General features: G+C 66.3%; 21 protein-coding genes. 17 read left to right on the top strand and 4 right to left on the bottom strand.

Going from position 1 to position 21,724, the window contains the following annotated elements:
- Positions 1 to 282: 282 nt before the first annotated feature.
- The 3 genes from KP010_RS15950 to KP010_RS15940 are packed head-to-tail and all read left to right on the top strand — an operon-like array spanning position 283 to position 1,843.
- Positions 283 to 855: an HNH endonuclease gene (locus KP010_RS15950; RefSeq protein ID WP_174800236.1), complete on the top strand. Its 573-nt coding sequence runs from the start codon at positions 283 to 285 to the stop codon at positions 853 to 855.
- Positions 856 to 864: 9 nt separating this feature from the next.
- On the top strand, positions 865 to 1,323 hold the full coding sequence (locus KP010_RS15945) for a hypothetical protein (protein ID WP_108916588.1): 459 nt from the start codon (positions 865 to 867) through the stop codon (positions 1,321 to 1,323).
- A 22-nt stretch (positions 1,324 to 1,345) separates the two neighbouring features.
- Positions 1,346 to 1,843 (top strand): hypothetical protein, encoded by a 498-nt coding sequence (locus KP010_RS15940; protein ID WP_142861442.1) that lies wholly within the window; start codon positions 1,346 to 1,348, stop codon positions 1,841 to 1,843.
- A 12-nt stretch (positions 1,844 to 1,855) separates the two neighbouring features.
- Here KP010_RS15940 and KP010_RS15935 read toward each other — a convergent pair whose 3' ends face one another.
- Positions 1,856 to 3,415 (bottom strand): helicase HerA-like domain-containing protein, encoded by a 1,560-nt coding sequence (locus KP010_RS15935; protein ID WP_185966374.1) that lies wholly within the window; start codon positions 3,413 to 3,415, stop codon positions 1,856 to 1,858.
- A gap of 368 nt (positions 3,416 to 3,783) precedes the next feature.
- Here KP010_RS15935 and KP010_RS15930 point away from each other — a divergent pair, with 368 nt between their 5' ends.
- From KP010_RS15930 to KP010_RS15875, 12 genes are all read left to right on the top strand, one after another.
- Positions 3,784 to 4,422, top strand: coding sequence for an SCO family protein (locus KP010_RS15930; RefSeq protein WP_142861443.1), 639 nt, complete (start codon positions 3,784 to 3,786; stop codon positions 4,420 to 4,422).
- Positions 4,423 to 4,534: 112 nt separating this feature from the next.
- Positions 4,535 to 5,311, top strand: a complete 777-nt coding sequence (locus KP010_RS15925; protein WP_108916585.1) for a M48 family metallopeptidase — start codon at positions 4,535 to 4,537, stop codon at positions 5,309 to 5,311.
- A gap of 214 nt (positions 5,312 to 5,525) precedes the next feature.
- Entirely contained in the window at positions 5,526 to 5,972 is a 447-nt protein-coding gene (locus KP010_RS15920) for an ArsC/Spx/MgsR family protein (protein ID WP_142861444.1), read from the top strand.
- 42 nt (positions 5,973 to 6,014) lie between these two features.
- The gene (locus KP010_RS15915; protein WP_142861445.1) at positions 6,015 to 6,971 is read left to right on the top strand and encodes a bifunctional enoyl-CoA hydratase/phosphate acetyltransferase; all 957 of its coding nucleotides are present in this window, start codon (positions 6,015 to 6,017) and stop codon (positions 6,969 to 6,971) included.
- On the top strand, positions 6,968 to 8,155 hold the full coding sequence (locus KP010_RS15910; RefSeq protein WP_371824214.1) for an acetate/propionate family kinase: 1,188 nt from the start codon (positions 6,968 to 6,970) through the stop codon (positions 8,153 to 8,155). The genes KP010_RS15915 and KP010_RS15910 overlap by 4 nt, the downstream gene beginning before the upstream one ends.
- 327 nt (positions 8,156 to 8,482) lie before the next feature.
- Positions 8,483 to 9,616, top strand: coding sequence for an alpha-amylase (locus KP010_RS15905; protein WP_216281165.1), 1,134 nt, complete (start codon positions 8,483 to 8,485; stop codon positions 9,614 to 9,616).
- A 162-nt stretch (positions 9,617 to 9,778) separates the two neighbouring features.
- Positions 9,779 to 10,861, top strand: a complete 1,083-nt coding sequence (gene pheS, locus KP010_RS15900; protein WP_216281164.1) for a phenylalanine--tRNA ligase subunit alpha — start codon at positions 9,779 to 9,781, stop codon at positions 10,859 to 10,861.
- Positions 10,862 to 10,882: 21 nt separating this feature from the next.
- Positions 10,883 to 11,206: a hypothetical protein gene (locus KP010_RS15895; RefSeq protein WP_142862670.1), complete on the top strand. Its 324-nt coding sequence runs from the start codon at positions 10,883 to 10,885 to the stop codon at positions 11,204 to 11,206.
- Positions 11,203 to 11,661, top strand: coding sequence for a hypothetical protein (locus KP010_RS15890; RefSeq protein ID WP_142862669.1), 459 nt, complete (start codon positions 11,203 to 11,205; stop codon positions 11,659 to 11,661). Before KP010_RS15895 ends, KP010_RS15890 begins: the two co-directional genes overlap by 4 nt.
- A gap of 16 nt (positions 11,662 to 11,677) precedes the next feature.
- Positions 11,678 to 14,101, top strand: coding sequence for a phenylalanine--tRNA ligase subunit beta (pheT, locus tag KP010_RS15885; RefSeq protein ID WP_142862668.1), 2,424 nt, complete (start codon positions 11,678 to 11,680; stop codon positions 14,099 to 14,101).
- 11 nt (positions 14,102 to 14,112) lie between these two features.
- Positions 14,113 to 14,394: a hypothetical protein gene (locus KP010_RS15880; RefSeq protein ID WP_142862667.1), complete on the top strand. Its 282-nt coding sequence runs from the start codon at positions 14,113 to 14,115 to the stop codon at positions 14,392 to 14,394.
- A gap of 30 nt (positions 14,395 to 14,424) precedes the next feature.
- Complete coding sequence (locus KP010_RS15875) at positions 14,425 to 16,203, top strand: FAD-dependent oxidoreductase (RefSeq protein WP_216281163.1); 1,779 nt, start codon at positions 14,425 to 14,427, stop codon at positions 16,201 to 16,203.
- Between the two features lie 7 nt (positions 16,204 to 16,210).
- Here the strand turns inward: KP010_RS15875 and KP010_RS15870 are convergent, their stop codons facing one another.
- Complete coding sequence (locus KP010_RS15870) at positions 16,211 to 17,188, bottom strand: beta-ketoacyl-ACP synthase III (RefSeq protein WP_142862665.1); 978 nt, start codon at positions 17,186 to 17,188, stop codon at positions 16,211 to 16,213.
- Positions 17,189 to 17,398: 210 nt separating this feature from the next.
- Here KP010_RS15870 and rimO point away from each other — a divergent pair, with 210 nt between their 5' ends.
- Positions 17,399 to 18,757 carry a 30S ribosomal protein S12 methylthiotransferase RimO gene (gene rimO / locus KP010_RS15865; RefSeq protein WP_216281162.1) on the top strand — a complete coding sequence of 453 codons (1,359 nt, stop codon included), beginning with the start codon at positions 17,399 to 17,401 and terminating at the stop codon, positions 18,755 to 18,757.
- A gap of 245 nt (positions 18,758 to 19,002) precedes the next feature.
- Entirely contained in the window at positions 19,003 to 19,266 is a 264-nt protein-coding gene (locus KP010_RS15860; RefSeq protein ID WP_216281161.1) for a hypothetical protein, read from the top strand.
- On the opposite strand, the gene KP010_RS15855 is transcribed toward KP010_RS15860, so the two are convergent.
- Positions 19,219 to 19,854: a nicotinate-nucleotide adenylyltransferase gene (locus KP010_RS15855; protein WP_216281160.1), complete on the bottom strand. Its 636-nt coding sequence runs from the start codon at positions 19,852 to 19,854 to the stop codon at positions 19,219 to 19,221. The genes KP010_RS15860 and KP010_RS15855 overlap by 48 nt on opposite strands.
- A 259-nt stretch (positions 19,855 to 20,113) precedes the next feature.
- On the bottom strand, positions 20,114 to 21,406 hold the full coding sequence (locus tag KP010_RS15850) for a glutamate-5-semialdehyde dehydrogenase (protein WP_216281159.1): 1,293 nt from the start codon (positions 21,404 to 21,406) through the stop codon (positions 20,114 to 20,116).
- Between the last annotated feature and the right edge of the window lie 318 nt (positions 21,407 to 21,724).

Genomic DNA, 21,724 nt, shown 5'->3' with positions numbered 1-21,724 from the left:
ATTCCCCCGTTTTGGCCGGCTTTCGGGAGTTTGGCTGCAAACGGCCTGCCCGCAGGGCGGCGAAATCGCGGCAAAATCGGGAGAAGAGGGCGGCGGCCGAGCCTCGCCATTCCATCAAGCTGTTGATTTATATAGTATTAACCAATAGCGGCGGCGGGTCCGCGCGTCTGCGGCGCCGCGGCGCCGAGAGAAGCCTTCACAATGGCGTCATCCTGCCTATAGACTATGGCCGCGGCTCGGGGGCTGGAGGGCGTCCGATCGATTCGCGGAAAGAGGGCCGAGGTGACCGTTCACTTTCGCCAGTCCAATGTTTCGCCGCAGGCCTGCCCTGCGCTGGTTCTCAACGCCGACTATCGGCCGCTGAGCTACTACCCTCTGTCCCTATGGGGATGGCAAGACGCGATAAAGGCGGTCTTCCTCGACCGGGTCAATATCGTCTCGGAATATGACAAGACGGTCAAAAGTCCGAGTTTCGAAATCAGATTGCCCTCGGTCGTTTCTCTCAAAGCCTATGTGAAGCCCGCCCGCCATCCCGCCTTCACCCGCTTCAACGTCTTTCTTCGCGACCGCTTCACGTGCCAATATTGCGGACAGCGGGACGACCTCACCTTCGATCACGTGATCCCCCGCTCCAAGGGCGGCGCCACCACTTGGGAGAATGTCGTCGCCGCCTGCTCGGCCTGCAATCTGCGCAAGGCCGACCGGCTGCCGCATGAGGCGCATATGGTTCCGGCGCAGCCGCCGTTTCAGCCGAGCGTCGCCGATCTGCATCGCAATGGGCGGCTGTTCCCGCCCAATTATCTCCATGACAGCTGGCTCGACTATCTCTATTGGGATTCGGTGCTGGAGCCCTGATATCCCCTTATGCTGCGCCGCCTTCTCGTCATCTCTTTCGCCTTCGTCCTGGCGGCCGGGGCCGGCATGATCTTCCTGCCCATCGCCGCGCTGAGCGATCCCACGACGCGCGAGGCCGGCTCGTCCCTGGCCATTGCGGCGCTGTTCTGGGCCGAGCCGGACGACGTCGCCGCAGCCTTCGGCTATGTGCTGTGGGCGATGGGGATCGCCGGCTGCGTGGCGCCGCTCGCCATTGTCGCGCTCGTCGGCGAGGTCGCCGGCGCGCGCGCCTATACATGGTATGCGGGCGCGACGGCGCTGCTCGCCGCTGCCGCGCCGACAATTCTCCGCGCCGCGCGCGGGGGCTCTCGCGTCGCAGAGGCGAGCGCGGCCGAGGGACGCTTCGCGCTGCTGTTCTTCCTCACAGGCGCGTTGACCGGCACGATCTATTGGCTGATCGCCATGCGCGGGCGGGAAGCGCGCGGCTGACGATAGCGACGCGGGATTTTCGATGAAATTGCCTCCGATTATGTTTTTGCCGCCCGCATTCGCCGTTTTGGTCGCCGCAGCGCGGGCGCAGACGGTCGAGAACGACCGCTGGCGCTTCGACGGCGATGCAGAGATTGCGCAACTGGTGCGCGCCTCGACCGAAGGCACCGATATGGTCGGGCGCTTCTCGTTCAAATGCCGCGCTCACTCGGGCGAAGTCGAGACGACCATCATCCTCGACAAAGGTGATCTCGGCGAGATCGGCGACCTCATCAAAAGAGACGGCGCCCCCGAGTTCCGAATGCTTCCCGATCTCGACAACCTAGAATTCAAGATCGAGAGCAATAATATGTATGGCTGGACCATGCTCTTCACCGTCGACGCCGGCTCCGAATTCATGCGCTCCTTCGGTCGCAGCGGCCAGCTGCGCTATCGTCTCGGCAAGACGACGCGGCAATATGGGACCACGGCCGGCAAGGACGACGCCGCGGCCTTCGTTGATGCCTGCTCGAAGAAATAGAGAGAGCCGCGATCAGCGCGATATGCCGCCGAGCACGCCGCGCAGCACTTCCTTCGCGATCTGCGTGCCGATGGAGCGCGCCGCCGATTGCACCGCCGAGCGCATGGCGAGCTCGCCCGTCGACATGCGCTTGGGATTCTCGCGCTTGAACAATCCGCCGACGACGCCGCCGACCATGCCGCCGATCTTGCCGAGAACGCCGCCGCCGGCGTTCGCCTGCGTCGTCTGCTCGCCGGGCCGCGCCGGGCCGGCGCCGGCCGAGCTCAAATGGCCCTCGGCGCGCTTCTGCAACACTTCGAAGGCCGATTCGCGATCGATGGGCGTGTCGTATTTGCCGCGCAGCGGACTCGCCGCCAGCACATTGGCGCGCTCCTCGGGGGTGATCGGCCCGACGCGCGCGGCCGGCGGCGCGACGAGCACGCGATCGACGATCTCCGGCTTGCCCTTGGCGTCGAGCATGGAGACGAGCCCCTCGCCGACGGAGAGCTGCATGATCGCCTCCGCCGTGTCGAAAGCCGGATTTTGCCGGAATGTTTCCGCCGCCGCGCGCACCGCCTTCTGGTCGCGCGGCGTGAAGGCGCGCAGCGCGTGCAGCACGCGATTGCCGAGCTGGCCGAGCACACTGTCCGGCACGTCGAGCGGGTTTTGCGTGACGAAATAGACGCCGACGCCCTTGGAGCGGATGAGCCGCACCACTTGTTCGATCGCCGTCAGCAGCGCCTTGGGCGCATCGTCGAAGAGGAGATGCGCCTCGTCGAAAAAGAAGACGAGCTTCGGCTTGTCGAGATCGCCGACCTCGGGCAGCTGCTCGAACAGCTCCGACAAGAGCCACAGCAGGAAAGTGGCGTAGAGCCGCGGCGAGCGCATGAGCTTGTCGGCCGCCAATATATTGATGACGCCGCGGCCGTCGCGATCGACGCGCAGGAAATCGGCGATGTCGAGCGCCGGCTCGCCGAAGAACTTCTCCGCCCCTTGCGCTTCCAGCACCAGCAGCTGGCGCTGGATGGCGCCCACGGTCGCCGGCGCGACATTGCCGTATTTGGTCTTCAAACGGCCAGCATTGTCGGCGACATAACTCAGAGCGGCGCGCAGATCCTTGAGGTCCAGCAGCAAGAGGCCCTGCTCGTCGGCGACGCGGAACGTCACATTGAGAACGCCCTCTTGAACATCGTTGAGCTCGAGCAGGCGCGCGAGCAGCAGCGGCCCCATTTCGGAAATGGTGGCGCGCACCGGGTGCCCCTGCTCGCCGAACACGTCCCAGAAGATGACGGGAAAGCGGTCCACCGCATAGGCGAGGCCGATCTCGAGCGAGCGATCGACGAAAGCCTGGCGCATCTCGCCCGTCTGCGACAGGCCGGCGAGATCGCCTTTCACATCGGCGAGAAACACCGGGCATCCAGCATTGGAGAAGCCCTCGGCCAATTTCTGCAGCGTCACCGTCTTGCCGCCGCCGGTCGCGCCGGCGATGAGGCCGTGGCGATTGCCGACGGAAAGAGTGAGGTAATTGTAAACGCCATCGGCATTCGCGCCGACGAGAATTTTTCCGGGGCTGGCGTTCGGGTCGTCGCTCATGTTCTCGCGCCTGCGCTCATTGGGAGAATCGCCGAGCCGACATTATATATCGAGCCGTCGCCCGCGCAGGCGTTTTCCTGCGGCGTGCTGCAACGCGGCGCCGCGGCGTCGGCCACGCCGCCCGACGCTCGACGCGGCGACGCGCGACGCGGCGACGCTTGGCGAACGCCCTTCCGCAGGCTAAGTTCTGCGGCGAGAGAGGAGCGTCGAACCATATCGCACGCAGGAGCGCCGCGCCGAAGGGCGCACGTCGCGCAAAGGCCGCCGAGCGCGAAGAGGTCTCACGACAGGCGATCGCGACAAGGCCGCGAGCCGTCGGGTCACGGCGATAAACGAGAAACGACGCCAAATTTTCGGGAAGCAAACGCATGTCCAAAAGTTACGCCTCCAAGAGTTCCGCCCGGAGTCGAAAGGGCCGCGCCGACGGCGGCAATATTCCCAAACTGCCTCTCTTCGCGATCGGCGGAGTCTTTCTCGCGGCCTTCGCCGCATTGGTGATTTTCACCAGCATGAAGCCGCCGCCGCCGCCCGCCGCCGCCATCGGCGGTCCGTTCCAGCTCGTCGCCCATAATGGCCAGACGGTCACCGAGAAGGATTTTCTCGGCCGGCCCTTCCTGGTCTTCTTCGGCTACACCCATTGCCCGGACATTTGTCATACGACTCTGTTCGAGATTTCCGAGATCCTGCTCGCGCTGGGGCCGAAGGCCAATGTCGGCGCATTATTCGTGACCGTCGATCCCGAGCGCGACACGCCCCCCGTGCTCAAGGACTATCTCTCCAATTTCGATCCGCGCATCGTCGGCGTCTCCGGCGAGCGCGCGCAGCTCGATCCGATGCTGAAGGAATATCGCATCTACGCCAAGAAGGCGGCCGAGAGCGGCGAGGACTATGCGGTCGATCACACGACCGTCGTCTATCTGATGGACAAGAACGGCCGCTTCGTCAGTTCCTTCAATGTCGGACGCAAGCCCGCCGACGCCGCGCGCGATCTCGAACGCTATTTGTGACGCGCGCGCCGCGCAGACGCGACGACGCAGAGACGACACAGTCGACATTTTTTTGCGTAAGTCGGACACTTCCCTGTCGCGACTCGGCATGGCTTTGCGTTAGCATCGCGCCATGCTTCGTTTGCGACGCGACGGATTCGCCAAAACCGCGGGCTCCACCGCCATAACAGTCACTCACGCCGGCGAGACGCTCACCGTCTCGCTGCGGCGCCTGGGCAGCGCGCGGCGTTTCACGCTGCGCGTTCGCTTCGCGGCGCGCGACGCCGTGCTCACAATGCCGGCGCGCGCCTCTTTGCGCGAGGCGCGCGAATTCACCGAACGTCACGCCGCCTGGATTTCCGCGCGGCTTCGTCGGCTGCCGGAGACGATTCCCTTCCGCGACGGCGCGATCGTGCCTCTGCGCGGCGTCGACCATTCGATCGCGCATCGCCCCGGCGCGCGCGGAACCGTATGGATCCAGACGCGTTTCGCGGAAGCGTCGAGCGACATAGCGGGATCCGAGCTCTGCGTCGCCGGAGCGCAGGAGCATATTCATCGCCGCGTCACCGATTTTCTGAAACGCGAAGCGCGCCGCGATCTGGAAGACGCGGTCGAGCGCCATACGCGCGCGCTCGGCCTGCCCGCGCGCAGCGTCGGCCTGCGCGACACGGTGAGCCGCTGGGGCTCCTGCTCGGCGACGGGCTCGCTGAACTTCTCCTGGCGGCTGATCATGGCGCCCGCTTTCGTGCTCGACTATCTCGCCGCGCATGAGGTCGCCCATCTCGAATATCTCGATCATTCGGATCGCTTCTGGGCGCTGACGCGGCGCCTCTGCGCGGAGACGGATCGCGCCGAGGGCTGGCTCTCCACGCATGGCGCGCATCTGCACAAATTCGGCGCGAGCGAATAGCGCCGCGCCGTCCCTCCGCTCCCCCTCGTCGAGGCATGATTTCATCTGCGCCGGAAAGGCCCGGAACGGCGGCCGTCATCGGCCCGTCACGACCGCTTGGTTTCTGAACGGTTAAAAATTCGGCGCCGCCGAATCACGCCATTCCGCGACGCACAAAAATGCGCTATAAAAGAGACGAGCTTTCTTCTTCGGTAGTCGCTCATCGAGGTGGCGTATGGCCGATGTGATCTTCTACGAGAAACCCGGCTGCTCCGGGAATGCGCGCCAAAAGGCGCTGCTGCTCGCCTCCGGCCATGCGCTGCAGGTGCGAAATCTGCTCGCGGAACCCTGGAGCGTCTCCAGCCTGCGGCCCTATTTCGGCGAGACGCCGGTGCGCGAATGGTTCAATCTCGCCGCGCCCAAGGTCAAATCCGGCGAGATCGACATCGACAGGATCACGCCGCAGGCGGCGCTGGTCATGATGATCATCGACCCGATATTGATCCGCAGACCTCTCATGAAGGTCGGCGGCCGCTGCGAGGCCGGTTTCGATCCCGAGCGGATCGGCGCCTGGATCGGCCTGCAGCCGACCGAGAAGCGGGTGAGCGACGCCTGCGTGCGGTCGGAAACGGCGGCGCGACGCGCCGAGAGCGAGACCAAAGCGACGCCCACCACCGATTGACTCGGCGGCGGCGAGAGCGAGCGGGCGCACAAGGAGGTCGTGATGCTGTTCCGGCGCGATGCTCTGGCCCCTGCCGCGCCCTGCGGCATGTATTTCGAGAGCTTGCTCGAGCGCTGCCGGGCGATGCGGCCCATTCGCATCGGCGTGGTGCATCCCTGCGACGCCGTGTCGATAGAGGGCGCCCTCGCCGCGCGCGACCGAGGGCTCATCACGCCCGTTCTTGTCGGGCCGCGCGCCAAGCTCGCGGCGGCGGCCGCCGCCGCGAACCTCTCGCTCGAAGGCGTCGAGATCGTCGATGCGCCGCATAGCCACGCCGCCGCCGACAATGGCGTCGAGCTGGTGCGTCGCGGCGAACTCGAGGCGCTGATGAAAGGCTCGCTGCATACCGACGAGCTGATGGGCGCCGTGGTGCGGGAGGGGACCGGCCTGCGCACGGAGCGGCGCGTCAGCCATGTCTTCGTGCTCGACGTGCCCAATTACTGCAAGCCGCTGCTCGTCACCGACGCGGCGATCAACATAGCCCCCACGCTCGCCGAGAAGCGCGACATTGCGCAAAACGCCATAGACCTCGCCCATGCGCTCGGCATAGAGCACCCCAAGCTCGCAGTGCTCTCGGCGGTCGAGACCGTCGACGCCAAAATCCCCTCGACGATCGAGGCCGCCGCGCTCTGCAAAATGGCCGATCGCGGCCAGATCACCGGCGCCGACGTCGATGGTCCGCTCGCCTTCGACAATGCCATCTCGCCCGAGGCCGCGAAGGCGAAAGGCATTGTCTCCAACGTCGCCGGCTATGCCGACATTCTCCTCGTTCCCGATCTCGAGGCCGGCAACATACTCGCCAAGCAGCTCGTCTATCTCGCCGACGCCGAGGACGCCGGCATTGTGCTCGGCGCCCGCGTGCCGATCGTGCTGACGAGCCGCGCCGATGGCGTGCGCGCCCGCATCGTCTCCTGCGCGCTGGCGCAGCTCTTCACCCATCGCGTGGTGGAGGGTGTGTGAGCGGCGCTTCTGCAGTTCTATTGGCGCTCAACGCCGGCTCCTCGAGCCTCAAATTCGCGCTCTATGACGCAGCGACGCGCGCGCCTCTGTGCCGCGGCGGCGTCACCGCCATAAAGGAAAAGGACCGGCCCGCCCATTTTTCGGCGAAAGGCGAGGCGGCGACGGCGCTGATGGCGGGAGAAGGCCCCTCGCCGGACACAGACCATGAGGGCGCGGCGCGCTGGCTCATCGCGGCGATCGGCGAGCGGCTGGCGGAGCTTCCCCTCGCGGCCGTGGGGCATAGGGTCGTCCATGGCGGCGCGGAATTCGACCGCCCCGTCCTGGTGACGCCGGACATTTTGCGGCGGCTGGAGGCGCTCTCGCCGCTCGCGCCGAGCCATCAGCCCCATAATCTCGCGCCGATCCGCAGCCTGCTCGACAGCGCGCCCGACCTGCCGCAGATCGCCTGTTTCGACACGGCCTTTCACCGCACGCAGCCGCGTCTCGCGCAGCTGTTTCCGCTGCCGCGCGAATTCGCCGAGCGCGGCGTGCTGCGCTACGGCTTTCACGGCCTCTCCTATCAGTTCATCGCGCAAGAGCTGCGCCGCCTCGAGCGCGCGCCGGGCCGAACGATCGTCGCGCATCTCGGCCATGGCGCGAGCCTCTGCGCCATGCGCGATCTCGAGAGCGTCGCCACCACAATGGGCTTCACGGCGCTCGACGGGCTGATGATGGGCACGCGCAGCGGCGCGATCGACCCCGGACTGCTGCTGCATCTCGTGATGCAGGAGGGCTATTCGCCGAAAGAGGTTCATGCTCTGCTCTATGAGCGATCGGGCCTGCTCGGCGTCTCCGAAATCAGCGACGATCTGCGCGCGCTCGAGGCGAGCGCCTCGCCGGCGGCGGAGGAGGCCATGGCGCTCTTCGCCTATCGCGCGGCGTGCGAGATCGGCTCGCTGGCGAGCGCGCTGAACGGGCTGGATCGCCTCGTCTTCACGGCCGGCGTCGGCGAAAATTCGCCGTCCATGCGCGCGCGAATCTGCGCCTATCTCGGCTTTCTCGGCCTCGCGCTGGACGATGCGGCGAATGCGGCCAATGCGCAAGTCATCAGCGCGCCGTCGAGCCGCGTCGAAACCCTCGTGCTTCCGACCAATGAGGAAGCGGTGATCGCCGAGGCCGCGCAGGCGCTGCTCGGCGTCCATTGAGAGCGACGAAGCGCCGAAAATCGCACAGCAATTCGGCGCCCGTCGCATATTTTGCAGGCTAATTTTCGCGCCGCCCGCGCGCCGCTTTTTCACAAGCGCCTGATTTGTCGAGATGAGGCCGGCCGCACTGAGATGGCGCGGAGATTGCGTCTAGTCGGACGCCGAGAGCCGAGCTTTCGGCGCGGCCCAAAGAGGGGCCAAAATCAGCAACGCCGCTGTTCCGATCGTGTCGCGCCCAAAACGCGATCGTCGGACGGCGGCTTTTTTTTGTCCGTCGCGCCCCGACGGAGCGCGGCGCCGACGAGGGGCAGACACAAAATGATGAGAATGAAACGAAGCGCTCCGCCGCGCCCGATCCTCGTGAGCGCGAAGACTTTGGCCATCGCCGCCGCTCTGCTCGGCGTCTGCGTCGGAGAGGCGGCCGGCGCGGACGCGCCAGCCAAGCTCGTCGCCGCGCCTGCGCCCGATGTCGCCGCCCCTGCGCCCCTGCCGCCGGCGCCGCTCGGCGTCTTCGGCGCCGATATGCCGCCCGCCGGCAAGCTCGTCGTCTCCATCATCCCGCAATTCGCCAATCTCTCGCATACGTTGAAAGGAACGCGGCGGCTCTCGTCGGAAGAGGTGGTCGCGACGACGCCCTGGTTCGGCCATCCGACATCGAAGCTCCGGCTCGTGCCGCAGAATGTCTCCGTCGCCTCGCAAACGCTGGCGCTCGCCTATGGAATTACCAAGGACTGGTCCGTCGTCGTCACCGGCGGCATGATCGAGCGCAATCTCGACATGCTGACCTTCCAAGGGCCGACGAACCTGAACCGGCTTGGAATCAGCCATACGGGAACCGACGGCCTCACCGATTTCACCGCCTCGACGATCTATCGCGTCTACCAGGACGAGATACATCGCATTCAGCTCAATCTCGGCATGAGCTTCCCGACCGGAAGCACCCACAACACATTCCGCCTGCTGCTGCCGGACGGCAGCTATGCGACGAGCCGCGCCTTCTACGCCTTGCAGCCCGGCGCCGGCACTTTCGACGTCATGCCCGGAATCGTCTATGCCGGTCATATCGACAAATGGTCCTGGGGCCTCTCCTATCGCGGCCGCTTTCCGCTGGCCGCCAATCCGGAAGGCTATCTCTACGGCGATCTGCACGAGTTCAACGGCTGGGCCGGCTATAGCTGGATAAAGGGCCTCACCACCACCTTCCGCGTCAACGCCACGACGCAGGGCGAGATTCGCGGGCTCGATCCGATGATCCGCGGCAAGGCGCAGGCGGCCAATCCCAATTTCTACGGCGGCCAGCGAGTGGAGCTGTGGGGCGGCGCGACGATCGGCGGCGGCCTCATCGGCCAGGAGGCGCTGACCATCGCGCTGGAGGCGGGCATTCCGGTCTATCAGAGCCTGAACGGGCCGCAGCTCTCCAAGAATTGGCAGGCTGGCATGGCGCTGCGCTGGAAAATCTAGGAGCATGTTCCCGAAAAGTGCGAAGCGGTTTTCGGAAAAAGAACATGCGAGCTCGACTCTGAGAAATCGAGCGGCGGGGCGCGGCGCCCCGCCCGCGTTCTCGACATCGCCTGCCGAGCGTGGCACAACCCGCCCCAGAAAATCAAAAGCCGTGGCGGGACGATGACGGATATAGCGGAACTGGAGACCGAGACTCTGGCGGCGATCGCGGCGGCGGCCGACGAGGCCGCGCTCGAGGCCGTGCGCGTCGGCGCGCTGGGCAAGAAGGGAAGCATTTCGGCGCTGCTGGCGACGCTCGGCAAAATGTCGCCCGAAGACCGCAAGACCGAAGGCGCCAAGATCAATGCGCTGAAGGACAAGGCCCAGGAGGCGATCGCTGCGCGTCGCGACGTCCTGCAGGCCGAGGCGCTGGAGAAGCGCCTCTCCGCCGAGACGGTGGATGTGACGCTGCCGGTGCAGGAGAGCGGCCAGGAGCTCGGCCGCATTCATCCGATCTCGCAGGTGATGGACGAGCTGACGGCGATCTTCGCCGATATGGGCTTTTCCGTCGCCGAAGGGCCGGATATCGAAAGCGACGATTACAACTTCACCAAGCTGAACTTCCCCGAGGGGCATCCCGCGCGGGAGATGCACGACACTTTCTTCTTCCCGCCGGGCGCGGACGGCAAGCGCAAGCTGCTGCGCACGCATACGAGCCCGGTGCAGGTGCGCACCATGCTCACCAAAGCGCCGCCGATCCGCGTGATCTGCCCCGGCCGCACCTATCGCTGCGACAGCGATCAGACGCATACGCCCATGTTCCATCAGGTCGAGGGGCTCGTCATCGACGAGACGACCCATATGGGCCATTTGAAATGGGTGCTGGAGGAGTTTCTGAAGGCATTCTTCGAGGTGAAATCGGTGAAGATGCGCTTTCGCCCCTCCTTCTTCCCCTTCACCGAGCCCTCGGCGGAAGTGGATGTGCAATGCCGCCGCAAGGACGGCGACATTCGCTTCGGCGAGGGCGAGGATTGGATGGAGATATTGGGCTGCGGCATGGTGCATCCCAATGTGCTGCGCAATTGCGGGCTGGACCCCGACAAATATCAGGGCTTCGCCTTCGGCGTCGGCATAGACCGTCTCGCCATGCTGAAATACGGCATGTCGGATCTGCGCGCCTTTTTCGAGGCCGATGCGCGCTGGCTGACGCATTATGGCTTCCGGCCGCTGGATTTCCCGACGCTGGCGGGTGGGCTGAGTGGGTGAGGTTTTTCTCGGGGTAACGCAATGGACAATGCGGACATTCAGATCGTCGCGGATCGCGTATTGCGGAGGGAACTCGGCAAGTTCGGCTATCAGCGGGCCGAAGTGCGCTCCGGATTCGATCACAGCGACGAGCCCGCTGTTTATGTGGACGCGGTTCTCGGCGCCGGCGCTCCGCCGCTCGAGCCGACGACCTTTTTCGATGCGCATGCCGCGCTCGGCCGCGCGCTCCTCGCCGAAGGCGAAGAAAGGTTTCCTTACTTCCGCATGAGACGGCTCGAAGAAGAACTGCCCGAGGACGAGGTTTCGCGCGAAAGCCCGCCGCGCCCCGAGCGGAGTCATTCGTGATCGACGATCTCCTGGGCCTCGCCGATGAGCTCGCTGGACGCGAGGCCGGTCGTCCGAAGCAAGCCTCGCTGCGACGAGCCGTCGCGACAGCCTATTACGCCGTGTTTCACACGCTGGCGAAGCTTTGCGCCGATCAGCTCATCGGCGCCTCGAAGCCGTGGGATGTCTATACGCCGATCTATCGGTCGCTCGATCACAATGCGGCACGCAAATTGTTCCGAGAGGCGCGCAAGTCCTCAGCGTTCGCAGCGCAGCTCGAAGCAATCGCTTTCGCCTTTCTCACCCTGTACGATAAGCGGATCGAAGCGGATTACATTCCCGAACCGTTCAAATATTCCCGTCAGGAAGTGAAGGATCTGATCCAGGACGCACGTAGCGCAATTGCGTCGATCGATGGATTGCCGACCGACACAAAGCTCGCGCTCGCCGTGCAGCTCTTGACGAAAACGCGCTGACTCGAGAACGAAAAGAATGAAACTCACACTCTCCTGGCTGAAAGACCATCTCGAGACGAGCGCCTCGCTCAAGGAGGTCGTCGAAACTCTGACGCGCATCGGGCTCGAGGTCGAGCATTTGCACGATCCCGCCGCGCAGCTGAAGGATTTCCGCATCGCGCATGTGATCGAGGCCAAGCCGCATCCCAACGCCGATCGCCTGCGCGTCTGCATGGTCGATACGGGCGAAGGCGCGCCGGTGCAGGTCGTCTGCGGCGCGCCCAACGCCCGCACGGGATTGAAGACCGTCTTCTCCGCGCCCGGAACCTATATTCCGGCCAAGAAGATCACGCTCGGCAAGGGCGTCATCCGCGGCGTCGAATCGCTCGGAATGCTGTGCTCGGCCGCCGAGCTGGAGCTCTCCGACGAGCATGACGGCATCATAGAGCTGCCGGAGGACGCCCCCATCGGCGCGGTCTATGCCAAATGGGCCGGGCTCGACGATCCGGTCATCGAGATCAATCTGACGCCCAACCGCTCCGACGCCGCCGGCATTTACGGCATTGCGCGCGATCTCGCCGCCGCCGGCCTCGGGACGCTGAAGACGCCGCCAGTGGAAACGATCGAAAGCCGCTTCGCCATTCCGCAGCGCGTCACGCTCGATTTCGTGGACGCGGACGAGCATCTCGCGCCGCTCTTCGCTCTGCGTCTGGTGCGCGGCGTGAAGAATGGCCCGAGCCCGGCCTGGCTGCAGGATCGCCTGCGCGCCATCGGCCTGCGCCCGATCAACGCGCTCGTCGACATCACCAATTATCTGACCTTCGACCGCGCGCGTCCGCTGCATGTCTTCGACGCGAAGAAAGTGGCGGGCGAGCTCGTGGTGCGCCGCGCCCGCGCCGGCGAGGAGCTGCTCGCGCTCGACGGCAAGACCTATAAGCTCGATTCCGACATGGTCGTCATCGCCGACGACAAAGGCCCCGAATCTCTCGCCGGCGTCATGGGCGGCGAGCATTCCGGCTGCTCCGACGACACGACGGACGTGCTGATCGAGACCGCGCTGTGGGATCCGGCCAATATCGCTCACACCGGCCGCAAGCTCGGCATCTCCACCGACGCGCGCTATCGTTTCGAGCGCGGCGTCGATCCGTCCTTCGCTCTGCCCGGCCTCGAGCTGGCGACGAAGCTGGTGCTGGAATTCTGCGGCGGCGAGGCGTCCGACGTCGCCATTTGCGGCGCGGCGGAAACGCCGACGCGTCAGCTACGCTTCCCCTGGAGCGAGACGAAGCGCCTCACCGGCCTCGACGTCTCGAAAGACGAGTCGACCGCCATTCTCACGCGCCTCGGCTTCACGATCGAGGCGGCGGGCGAGGAGGCGCTGGTGGGCGTTCCCAGCTGGCGCCCGGACATTGAAGGCAAGGCCGATCTCGTCGAGGAGATCGCCCGCATCGCCGGCTTCGACACCATCGCCGCGGCGCCGCTGCCGCGCAACGCCGGCGTAACCGAGCCAGTTCTCACCCTGCTGCAGAAGCGCACGCGCGCGGCGCGACGCGCGCTGGCGACGCGCGGGATGGTCGAGGCCGTCACCTGGTCCTTCGTCTCCGAGGAGCAGGCACAAGCTTTCCGTAGCAGCGGCGAAAATCGCCTCGCCCTCGCCAATCCGATCGCGGCGGAACTCTCGGACATGCGGCCGAGCCTGCTGCCCGGCCTCGTCACCGCCGCCGGCCGCAACGCCGCGCGCGGCTTTCCCGATGTCGCTTTGTTCGAGGTCGGTCAGATCTTTCTCGGCGAGGATGAGAAGGGCCAGAAGATCGCCGCCACGGGCCTGCGCCGCGGCTTCGCTCTGCCGGCCGGCGCCGGCCGGCATTGGTCGGGCAAGGAGCGCGCGGTCGGCGTCTTCGATGTGAAGGCGGACGCGCTCGCGCTGTTGCAGACGCTCGGCGTCGCCACGGGCGGCTTGCAGATCGTCGCCGGCGGCCCCTCCTGGCTCCATCCGGGCCGCTCGGCGACGCTGCAATTCGGCCCCAAGGCGGTCATCGGCCATTTCGGCGAATTGCACCCGCGCGTGTTGCAGGCGCTCGACGTCGAGGGGCCGATCGCCGCATTCGAGATTATTCTCGACGCGCTTCCGGCGCCCAAGGCCAAGCCCACCAAGGCCAAGGCGAAATTGGAGCTCTCCGATCTCCAGCCGGTCTCGCGCGACTTCGCCTTTCTGCTGGATCGCGACCAGCCGGCCGGCGATCTCATTCGCGCCGTGCAGGGCGCCGATCGCGCGCTCATCACCGATGTCAGCGTCTTCGACATTTACGAAGGACAAGGCGTGCCGGAAGGCAAGAAATCGGTCGGCGTCGCCGTGCGGCTGCAGCCCCGCGACAAAACGCTCACCGACGCCGATCTCGAGGCCCTCGCCCACAAAATTGTCACAGAGGCGGGCAAGAAAACGGGCGCCCAACTCAGAGGTTGACGATGCTTCGCATGATTCGCTTCGTCTTCATTGCCTGCTTCGCCGGTTCTTGCCTCGCCGCGGCCGCCGCGCCGCGCAATATCGGCGATTGCGAGCAGATTCAGGCGGCGGACGCCTATAATCGCTGTCTCGCCTCCTTCGGCCCGGTCGCCCGCACGCGGAGCAACGCTTCCGCGCTCTCCTTCGCTCCAGCGGAGGAGACGGCCTCGCAGAGCGACAAGCGCGCCGGCGCTTTCGCGGAGCGAGGCCGCCGCGGGCGCTTGCGCATGATGTTTTCGCCCGACGGCCGCTGACGACCGCCGCCGGCGAGGGAGGAGCGACCAATGGCTCGAACACCCTCGATCGACGGCATAGCGCGACGCGATTTTCTCAATGGCCTGCTGATCGCCGCGGGCGGCGCTGTCTCGCGCAGCGTTTCCGCGTGCGCTTTCGCGGGCGGGACCTGCGACGGGCCGATCGGCCTCGATCCGCGCGCTCTGCGCGGCGGCAATCTCCCTTCCGTTTTCGCCGTCTCGCATTGGCTGCGCGACGGTCGCCTGACGTTCGAGAAAGGCTCCGTCTCGCTCGCGCCGGGATGCGACGAGAGCGCCGGAACTTTTCCCATTCTGGACACGAATGGAAGCTTCGACGTCATCGTCATCGGCGGCGGCCTGTCCGGCCTTTCCGCCGCGCATCATCTGCTGCGCGAGCGCCCGCAGGCGCGCCTGCTGATCCTCGAGGCGGCGCCTGTCCTCGGCGGCAACGCCGGTCGCGACGACGCCCCGCCCCTCCCCGGCCCGGCCTCCACCGCCGGCGCCTATGGAGCCGCGCCTTCCGCCGATTGGCTGAGACAATTTTATCGCGCGATCGACGTCGATTGGCTGGCGCAGAGCGTCCCCGGCCCGGAGAGCAGCTTCTATTTCGACGAGTTCGCGCCCGGCCTCGGCGCCGGCGCGCGCGGCTGGAACATAGACACATTCGAGCACGGCGCCGCGCATCTTCCCTATGACGCGCGCCTGCGGGAAGACTTCGCCCGCGCTTTCGCGGCGATCCGCGCGCTCGGCGAAAAAGGCCTCGCCGAGCCGGCCGACGAGAGCGATCCCACGCTCGACGATCTTTCGAGCGTCAGCCTCGCGCAGCATCTCGAAACAGCGCTCGGCTGCGACGCGATCGTCTCGCGCTTTTTCACCGCCTATACGCTGACCGCTTTCGGCGGAACGGCCGAGCAGGTGAACGCTCACAGCGCCATCACATTCCTGTCGAGCGAGTTGACGCGCGGCTCGGTCTTCACCTATCCGGGCGGAACGTCGGAAATCGCGCGCCGCATTTCGCGCCGACTGGCGCAGAGCGAGACGCCGCCGCGCTTCGAAACCAACGCCACGGCGCTACGGATCGAGACGACGGCGCGGGGCGCGAGCGTCGTCTATTTCCAGGATGGCCGCTTTCATCGGATCTTCGGCGAGCGGATCATCCTCGCCGCGCCGGCGCAGAGCGCGCGCCATCTCGTCGCGCATCTTTCCGACGCCGCGCGCAATACGGCCTGGACGCAATTCCATGCGGCGCCCCTCGTCACCGCCAATGTGACGCTGCGCTGCGCCGCGCCTTTGCTGCAGCTCGGGCTCGGTTACAGTCAGAGCTGGTGGGGCGGCCGGCATTTCGTCAATTACATCGTCGCCGATTGGATGAGCGACAAGCGCGCCGCTCCCCAGCGGCAAACGACGCTCACTTTCTACGGCGGCTGCGACGCGCCGCTGGGCGCTCTCGCCGAAGCGCGCATGAGGCTGATGCACACGCCCTTTTCCGATTACGAAGACTCGCTCCGCAGCGATCTGTCACGGCTGATGCGCGGCGCGGATTTCGATTTCGATCGCGATGTACGCGCGCTCTTCCTCTATCGCTGGGGCCACAGCATGTTGCGGCCGCCGCCGGGCTTCCTCTTCGGCGCGACGCGAGGCGCGAGCGGAAAGCTCGACCGCGCCCAGGCGCCGCGGCGCATCGCCTGCGCGCCCATGGGGCCGATCGTTTTCGCGGGCCAGCATGTCGAAGGCACGCCCTCTATCGAGAGCGCGATCGGCTCCGGTCGCCGCGCAGCGCAGCAAGCGCTGGAGACGGCCCCACGCTGAAAGCGCCTCACCAGCGCAACACCGCGCCGCCCCAGGTCATTCCAGCGCCGATCGCCATCATCGCGATCACATCGCCTTTCTTCAGCCGGCCGGCGCGATTGGCCTCGTCCAACGTGATCGGCATGGAAGCGCTCGACGTGTTGCCGAAGCGGGAGATATTCATCCAGCATTTCTCGAGCGGCACGCCGAGCTGCGCCAGCGACGCCTCTATGATGCGGGCGTTGGCCTGATGCGCGATGACGTGATCGACATCCTTCGCCTCGAGGCCGGCCATGGCCAGCGCCTCGGTGACGATCTCCGGCAATAGGCGCAGCGCGACCTTATAGACCTCGCGGCCGCGCATTTTGATCTTATGCGCCTCCCCCGGCGTCGGCCCGTCCTGGCGCGGATCATAGGCGCGCGGAATGCCGAGAATGCTGGTCAATGTTCCATCGGTGCGCAGACTGGTGGAGAGCAGGCCGCGGCCTTCCTCCTCACCCGGACCGAGCACCATGGCGCCGGCGGCGTCGCCGAACAGCACGCAGGTCTCGCGATTGGTCCAATCGACGACGCGGCTCAGCGTCTCCGCCCCGACGACCAGGGCGCGGCGGACCTTGCCGGTCTTGATGAACTGATCGGCGATGGAGAGCGCATAGAGCGAGCCGGCGCAGGCGGCCGAGACATCGAAGGCGAAAGCGTTCTCGGCCCCGATCTTGGCCTGCAGAAAGGCGGCGCAGGCGGGCGTCTGGGCGTCGCCGGTCACTGTGGCGACGATGATGAGATCCAGTTCGCGCGGATCGACGCCGGCCAGCTCCAGCGCGTTTTTCGCCGCGGCGGCGGCCATATCGGAGGTGGATTCGCCCGGCGCGGCGATGCGGCGCTCCTCGATCCCGGTGCGGCTGACGATCCAGGCGCCATTGGTCGCGACCATTTTCTCGAGGTCGGCGTTGGTCAGAACCTTCGCGGGGGCGTAGGATCCGGTTCCGAGTATGACGGTTCTGAGCAACGGCGTGCAGCCTCTTCCTTCTGACCCCGGCGAGCGTGCGCCGCCGCGGAAACCTCATGCCTAGCAGGGATCGGCGAGGCGCGAACCTTAAAATTCGTTAATCCCCAAGCCTAGCTCGAGATTGGCCCAGCTCGAGTTCGGCCGAGTTCACGTTTCGATCCGCGCCGGGGGCGATTGCCACGGCGCGCGCGCCATGGCAAGCCTTCGCCCATGCAGAACGTCCCCGCCGACCCGCCCGCGCCCGCCAAAGAGGCACCGCGCGTCTCCTTCGTCTCGCTCGGCTGCCCCAAGGCTCTCGTCGACAGCGAGCGCATTCTCACGCGCCTGCGCGCCGAAGGCTATGAGCTTTCGCGCACCCATGCGGGGGCCGATGTCGTGGTGGTGAACACCTGCGGCTTTCTGGACAGCGCCAAGGCCGAGTCGCTGGAGGCGATCGGCGCGGCGCTGAAGGAGAATGGCAAGGTCGTCGTCACCGGCTGCATGGGCGCCGAACCGCAGGCGATCACTGAGCGCTTCCCCGACGTTCTCGCCATCACCGGCCCTCAGGCCTATGAGAGCGTGGTCGAGGCCGTCCACGCCGCCGCCGCGCCGAGCCATGATCCGTTTCTCGATCTCGTGCCCGAGCAGGGCGTCAAGCTCACGCCGCGCCATTACGCCTATCTCAAAATCTCGGAAGGCTGCGACAATAGCTGCTCCTTCTGCATCATTCCGCATTTGCGCGGCTCGCTGGCCTCGCGACCGGCCGGCGAGGTGCTGCGCGAGGCCGAGCGGCTGGTGAAGGCCGGCGTCAAGGAGCTGCTCGTCATCTCGCAGGACACCAGCGCCTATGGCCGCGATCTGCGTTATTCCGAGAGCCAATGGGGCGACCGCAGCGTGCGCGCGCGCTTTTTGGATCTCACACGCGAGCTGGGCTCGCTCGGGGCCTGGGTGCGGCTACATTATGTCTATCCCTATCCGCATGTGGACGAGGTCGTCGAGCTGATGGCGCAGGGCAATATCCTGCCCTATCTCGACATTCCTTTTCAGCACGCCGCGCCTTCCGTGCTGAAGGCGATGAAGCGCCCCGCCAATGAGGAGAAGACGCTGGAGCGCATAAAGGCGTGGCGGCGCATCTGCCCCGATCTCGCGCTGCGCTCCACCTTCATTGTCGGTTTCCCCGGCGAGACGGAGGAGGATTTTTCCTATCTGCTCGATTGGCTGGAGGAGGCGGAGATCGACCGCGCCGGCGCCTTCCGCTACGAGCCCGTGGCCGGCGCGCCGGCCAATGATCTGCCGCGCGACGCCATCGCGCCCGAGGTGAAGGACCAGCGCTGGAAGCGCTTCATGGAGCGCCAGCAGAAGGTGAGCGCCCGCCTGCTGAAGCGCAAGATCGGCAAGCGCCTGCAAGTTCTGGTGGACGAGCCGGGCGGCGGCGCGACCGGCCTCGCGCGTGGACGCAGCAAGGCGGACGCGCCGCAGATCGACGGAACGGTGCACATCTCCTCGCGCCGCCCGCTGCGCGCCGGCGACTTTGTGACGGTGAAGATCGACCGCGCCGACGCCTATGATCTCTACGGCGCGGCAGTGTGATAATGTGAGGCGAAACCTCGCCGCGCGTATCCTTCTCCCACTCGTGGGAAAAGGTGGCCCGGCGAAGCCGGGTCGGATGAGGGTCCCGGCCGCCACAGCGAATGATATCGTTCAATAAGACGGTAAAAGCGGCGAACCGCAGCGGCCCTCATCCGACCTCGCTTCGCGAGGCCACCTTCTCCCACAAAGTGGGAGAACGAATGCGCACGACGAATGCTGAACGATAATAACCGAGGAGCTGCGCGATGACCGAAGAACCCCCGAAGGACCGCATTCCGCGTCTGCTGGCCAGCCGTCAGCTGATGTTCTTCACGGCGGTCATCCTCGCCTTGTGGGTGTTCGTCACCTTCTTCTTCCGCAACCCGTATCGGCAGGCGGTCGAGTTCGGCTATTACGACAATCACCCTTATGACGAAGGCACGATCTGGACCTATGTGCTGGTCGTCGTGCCGATGATCGGCCTAGGGGCCGCGCTGCTCTGGTGGCAGCGGCGCAGCGCCGGCAAATAATCGCGCGCTGCGCAGCGCTGTCGAAGACTGCGCGACGCGCGGCGCATGGAGATAGACGAAAGCAGGCGGCGGCATGTCGGCGAGCAGCGCCGCCGCGCTCTCCGGCAGGCGGGCGGACGCATAGCGTTGCGCCGCTTTGGCCGAGGCGGCGCGAAAGGTCGCGCCCGGCCGATCGACGATGGCGATCGGCGTCGTGCGCGCGATCTCCTGCCAATCGCGCCAGCGATGGAATTGCAGCAGATTATCCGCGCCCATGATCCAGACGAAGCGCACGCCTGGACAGCGCCGATGCAGAAAACGCAGCGTGTCCGCCGTATAGCGCGCGCCGATCTCCGCCTCGAGCCCCGTGACCACTATGCGCGGATCGCGGGCGATTTTCTGCGCCGCGGCGATGCGCTGCGCCAGAGACGGCAGGCCGGCGATCTCCTTCAACGGATTGCCGGGCGTCACCAGCCACCAGAGGCGATCGAGCGCCAGCCTCTGCAACGCCACCTGCGAGACATGCGCGTGGCCTTCATGCGGCGGATCGAAAGAGCCGCCGAACAGGCCGATGCGCATCCCCGGCGCATGTGGCGGCAGGCGAATCATCGGGAAATCTTCGAAAGCTCGCGCTTCCTTCTCCCACTTGGGGGAGAAGGTGGCCTCGCCATAGGGCGTCCGTGAGGACGCCCGTCGCGAGCGACGGGCTTTGGCGGAGGTCGGATGAGGGCCCTGGCGGCCACAGCGTTCTTTGGGACCAACTCGGCTCGCATACGGAAAACCTCGGCGACCCTCATCCGACCCGACTGCGTCGGGCCACCTTCTCCCACAAGTGGGAGAAGGGAGCGCGCACGAAGATTCCGCGCGCTCATCCCCGCACCTGCCCGGCGCCGTGGACGCGATATTTGAACGAGGTGAGCTGCTCGACGCCCACCGGGCCGCGCGCATGCATGCGGCCCGTCGCTATGCCGATCTCGGCGCCGAAGCCGAACTCGCCGCCATCGGCGAATTGCGTCGAGGCGTTGTGCAGCACGATCGCCGAATCCACCTCCGCCATGAAGCGCCGCGCCACATCCTCATTCTGCGTGATGATGCAATCTGTGTGATGCGAGCCGTAAGTCTCTATATGCGCGATCGCCGCCTCCAGCCCGTCGACGACGCGGACGGCGATGATGGCGTCGAGATATTCGGCGCGCCAATCCTCCTCGCTCGCCGGCAGGACCCGCGCGTCGACATCCTGCGTCGCGGCGTCGCCGCGCACCTCACAGCCGGCGTCGAGCAGCATCTTCACCAGCGGCGAAAGATGCGTGGCCGCGCAGGCGCGATCGACCAGCAGCGTCTCGGCGGCGCCGCAAATTCCGGTGCGGCGCATTTTGGCGTTGAGCAAGATTCGTTTCGCCATGTCGAAATCGGCCTGCCCATGGATGAAGACATGAACAATGCCCTCGAGATGGGCGAAAACCGGCACGCGCGCCTCATGCTGCACGCGCGCGACGAGGCTCTTGCCGCCGCGCGGCACGATGACGTCGAGATTGCCGTCCAGCCCGGCCAGCATGGCGCCGACGGCGGCGCGATCGGCGATGGGGACCAGCGAGATCGCCGCCTCCGGCAAGCCGGCGGCGACGAGGCCGGCGACGAGACAGGCGTGGATCGCGCGCGAGGAGCGCAGGCTCTCCGAGCCGCCGCGCAAAATCGCGGCGTTGCCGGCCTTGAGGCAGAGGCCGCCAGCGTCGGCGGTGACATTGGGCCGGCTCTCGTAAATGACCCCGATGACGCCGAGCGGCGTCGCCACCCGCTCGATGAGCAGGCCGTTGGGCCGCTCGAAAGAGGCCAGCAGCCGGCCGACCGGATCGGTCAGCTCGGCGATCTCCTCGAGGCCGCGCGCCATCGCCTCGACGCGCGCGGGATCGAGCGTCAGCCGATCGAGAAAAGCGGCGGCGGTTCCACGCGATTTCGCCTCCGCGACATCCAGCGCATTGGCGGCGAGCAGCTCGCCCATGCGCCGGCGCAGCTCCGCCGCAGCAGCGCGCAGAGCGGCGTTTTTGGTCTCGGCCGACGCCAGCGCGACCGACCGCGCCGCCCGCCGGGCGCCGGCGCCGAGCGTGGACATCAGCTCGCCGATCGCCCGCTCGCTCGTCACGATTGCTTCCGCCTGCGCCATTTTCTTCGCCTTTCGACTGCTCGCGATCCGCTAGCACGAATCGCCCCGCCGCTGAAAGCCGGCGGTTTCGAGCAGGCGATTCCGAACAGGCGATTCCGAGCGGACTTGCCTTCCGGCGGAGCCTTTTGTAATACGCCACGGCTCGCGGGCCTCGGCGCCGAGCGGCCGAGACGAACGACTCGTCGGCGACGCCCGACTGGGTATCCGAGCGCAGGCGAAACGGACCCTGCGAATGCGCGGAGCACACCGAAACGAGGTTCTTCGGATGACCAAACGCGCGCTGTTGACGGGCATTACCGGACAGGACGGAGCCTATCT

Origin of the sequence: Methylosinus sp. KRF6, assembly GCF_018887255.1 — a bacterium.
GTDB lineage: Bacteria > Pseudomonadota > Alphaproteobacteria > Rhizobiales > Beijerinckiaceae > Methylosinus > Methylosinus sporium.
Note: the sequence above shows the minus strand (reverse complement) of the source record. Positions and strands in the feature narration are given on the sequence as shown.

Excerpts from the sequence above, each read along its gene's own strand:
- KP010_RS15945 (WP_108916588.1), top strand. The coding sequence starts at position 865 with ATGCTGCGCCGCCTTCTCGTCATCTCTTTCGCCTTCGTCCTGGCGGCC.
- KP010_RS15940 (WP_142861442.1), top strand. The coding sequence starts at position 1,346 with ATGAAATTGCCTCCGATTATGTTTTTGCCGCCCGCATTCGCCGTTTTG.
- KP010_RS15935 (WP_185966374.1), bottom strand. The coding sequence starts at position 3,415 with ATGAGCGACGACCCGAACGCCAGCCCCGGAAAAATTCTCGTCGGCGCG.
- KP010_RS15930 (WP_142861443.1), top strand. The coding sequence starts at position 3,784 with ATGTCCAAAAGTTACGCCTCCAAGAGTTCCGCCCGGAGTCGAAAGGGC.
- KP010_RS15925 (WP_108916585.1), top strand. The coding sequence starts at position 4,535 with ATGCTTCGTTTGCGACGCGACGGATTCGCCAAAACCGCGGGCTCCACC.
- KP010_RS15920 (WP_142861444.1), top strand. The coding sequence starts at position 5,526 with ATGGCCGATGTGATCTTCTACGAGAAACCCGGCTGCTCCGGGAATGCG.
- KP010_RS15915 (WP_142861445.1), top strand. The coding sequence starts at position 6,015 with ATGCTGTTCCGGCGCGATGCTCTGGCCCCTGCCGCGCCCTGCGGCATG.
- KP010_RS15905 (WP_216281165.1), top strand. The coding sequence starts at position 8,483 with ATGAAACGAAGCGCTCCGCCGCGCCCGATCCTCGTGAGCGCGAAGACT.
- pheS (WP_216281164.1), top strand. The coding sequence starts at position 9,779 with ATGACGGATATAGCGGAACTGGAGACCGAGACTCTGGCGGCGATCGCG.
- KP010_RS15895 (WP_142862670.1), top strand. The coding sequence starts at position 10,883 with ATGGACAATGCGGACATTCAGATCGTCGCGGATCGCGTATTGCGGAGG.
- pheT (WP_142862668.1), top strand. The coding sequence starts at position 11,678 with ATGAAACTCACACTCTCCTGGCTGAAAGACCATCTCGAGACGAGCGCC.
- KP010_RS15880 (WP_142862667.1), top strand. The coding sequence starts at position 14,113 with ATGATTCGCTTCGTCTTCATTGCCTGCTTCGCCGGTTCTTGCCTCGCC.
- KP010_RS15875 (WP_216281163.1), top strand. The coding sequence starts at position 14,425 with ATGGCTCGAACACCCTCGATCGACGGCATAGCGCGACGCGATTTTCTC.
- rimO (WP_216281162.1), top strand. The coding sequence starts at position 17,399 with ATGCAGAACGTCCCCGCCGACCCGCCCGCGCCCGCCAAAGAGGCACCG.
- KP010_RS15860 (WP_216281161.1), top strand. The coding sequence starts at position 19,003 with ATGACCGAAGAACCCCCGAAGGACCGCATTCCGCGTCTGCTGGCCAGC.
- KP010_RS15855 (WP_216281160.1), bottom strand. The coding sequence starts at position 19,854 with ATGATTCGCCTGCCGCCACATGCGCCGGGGATGCGCATCGGCCTGTTC.
- KP010_RS15850 (WP_216281159.1), bottom strand. The coding sequence starts at position 21,406 with ATGGCGCAGGCGGAAGCAATCGTGACGAGCGAGCGGGCGATCGGCGAG.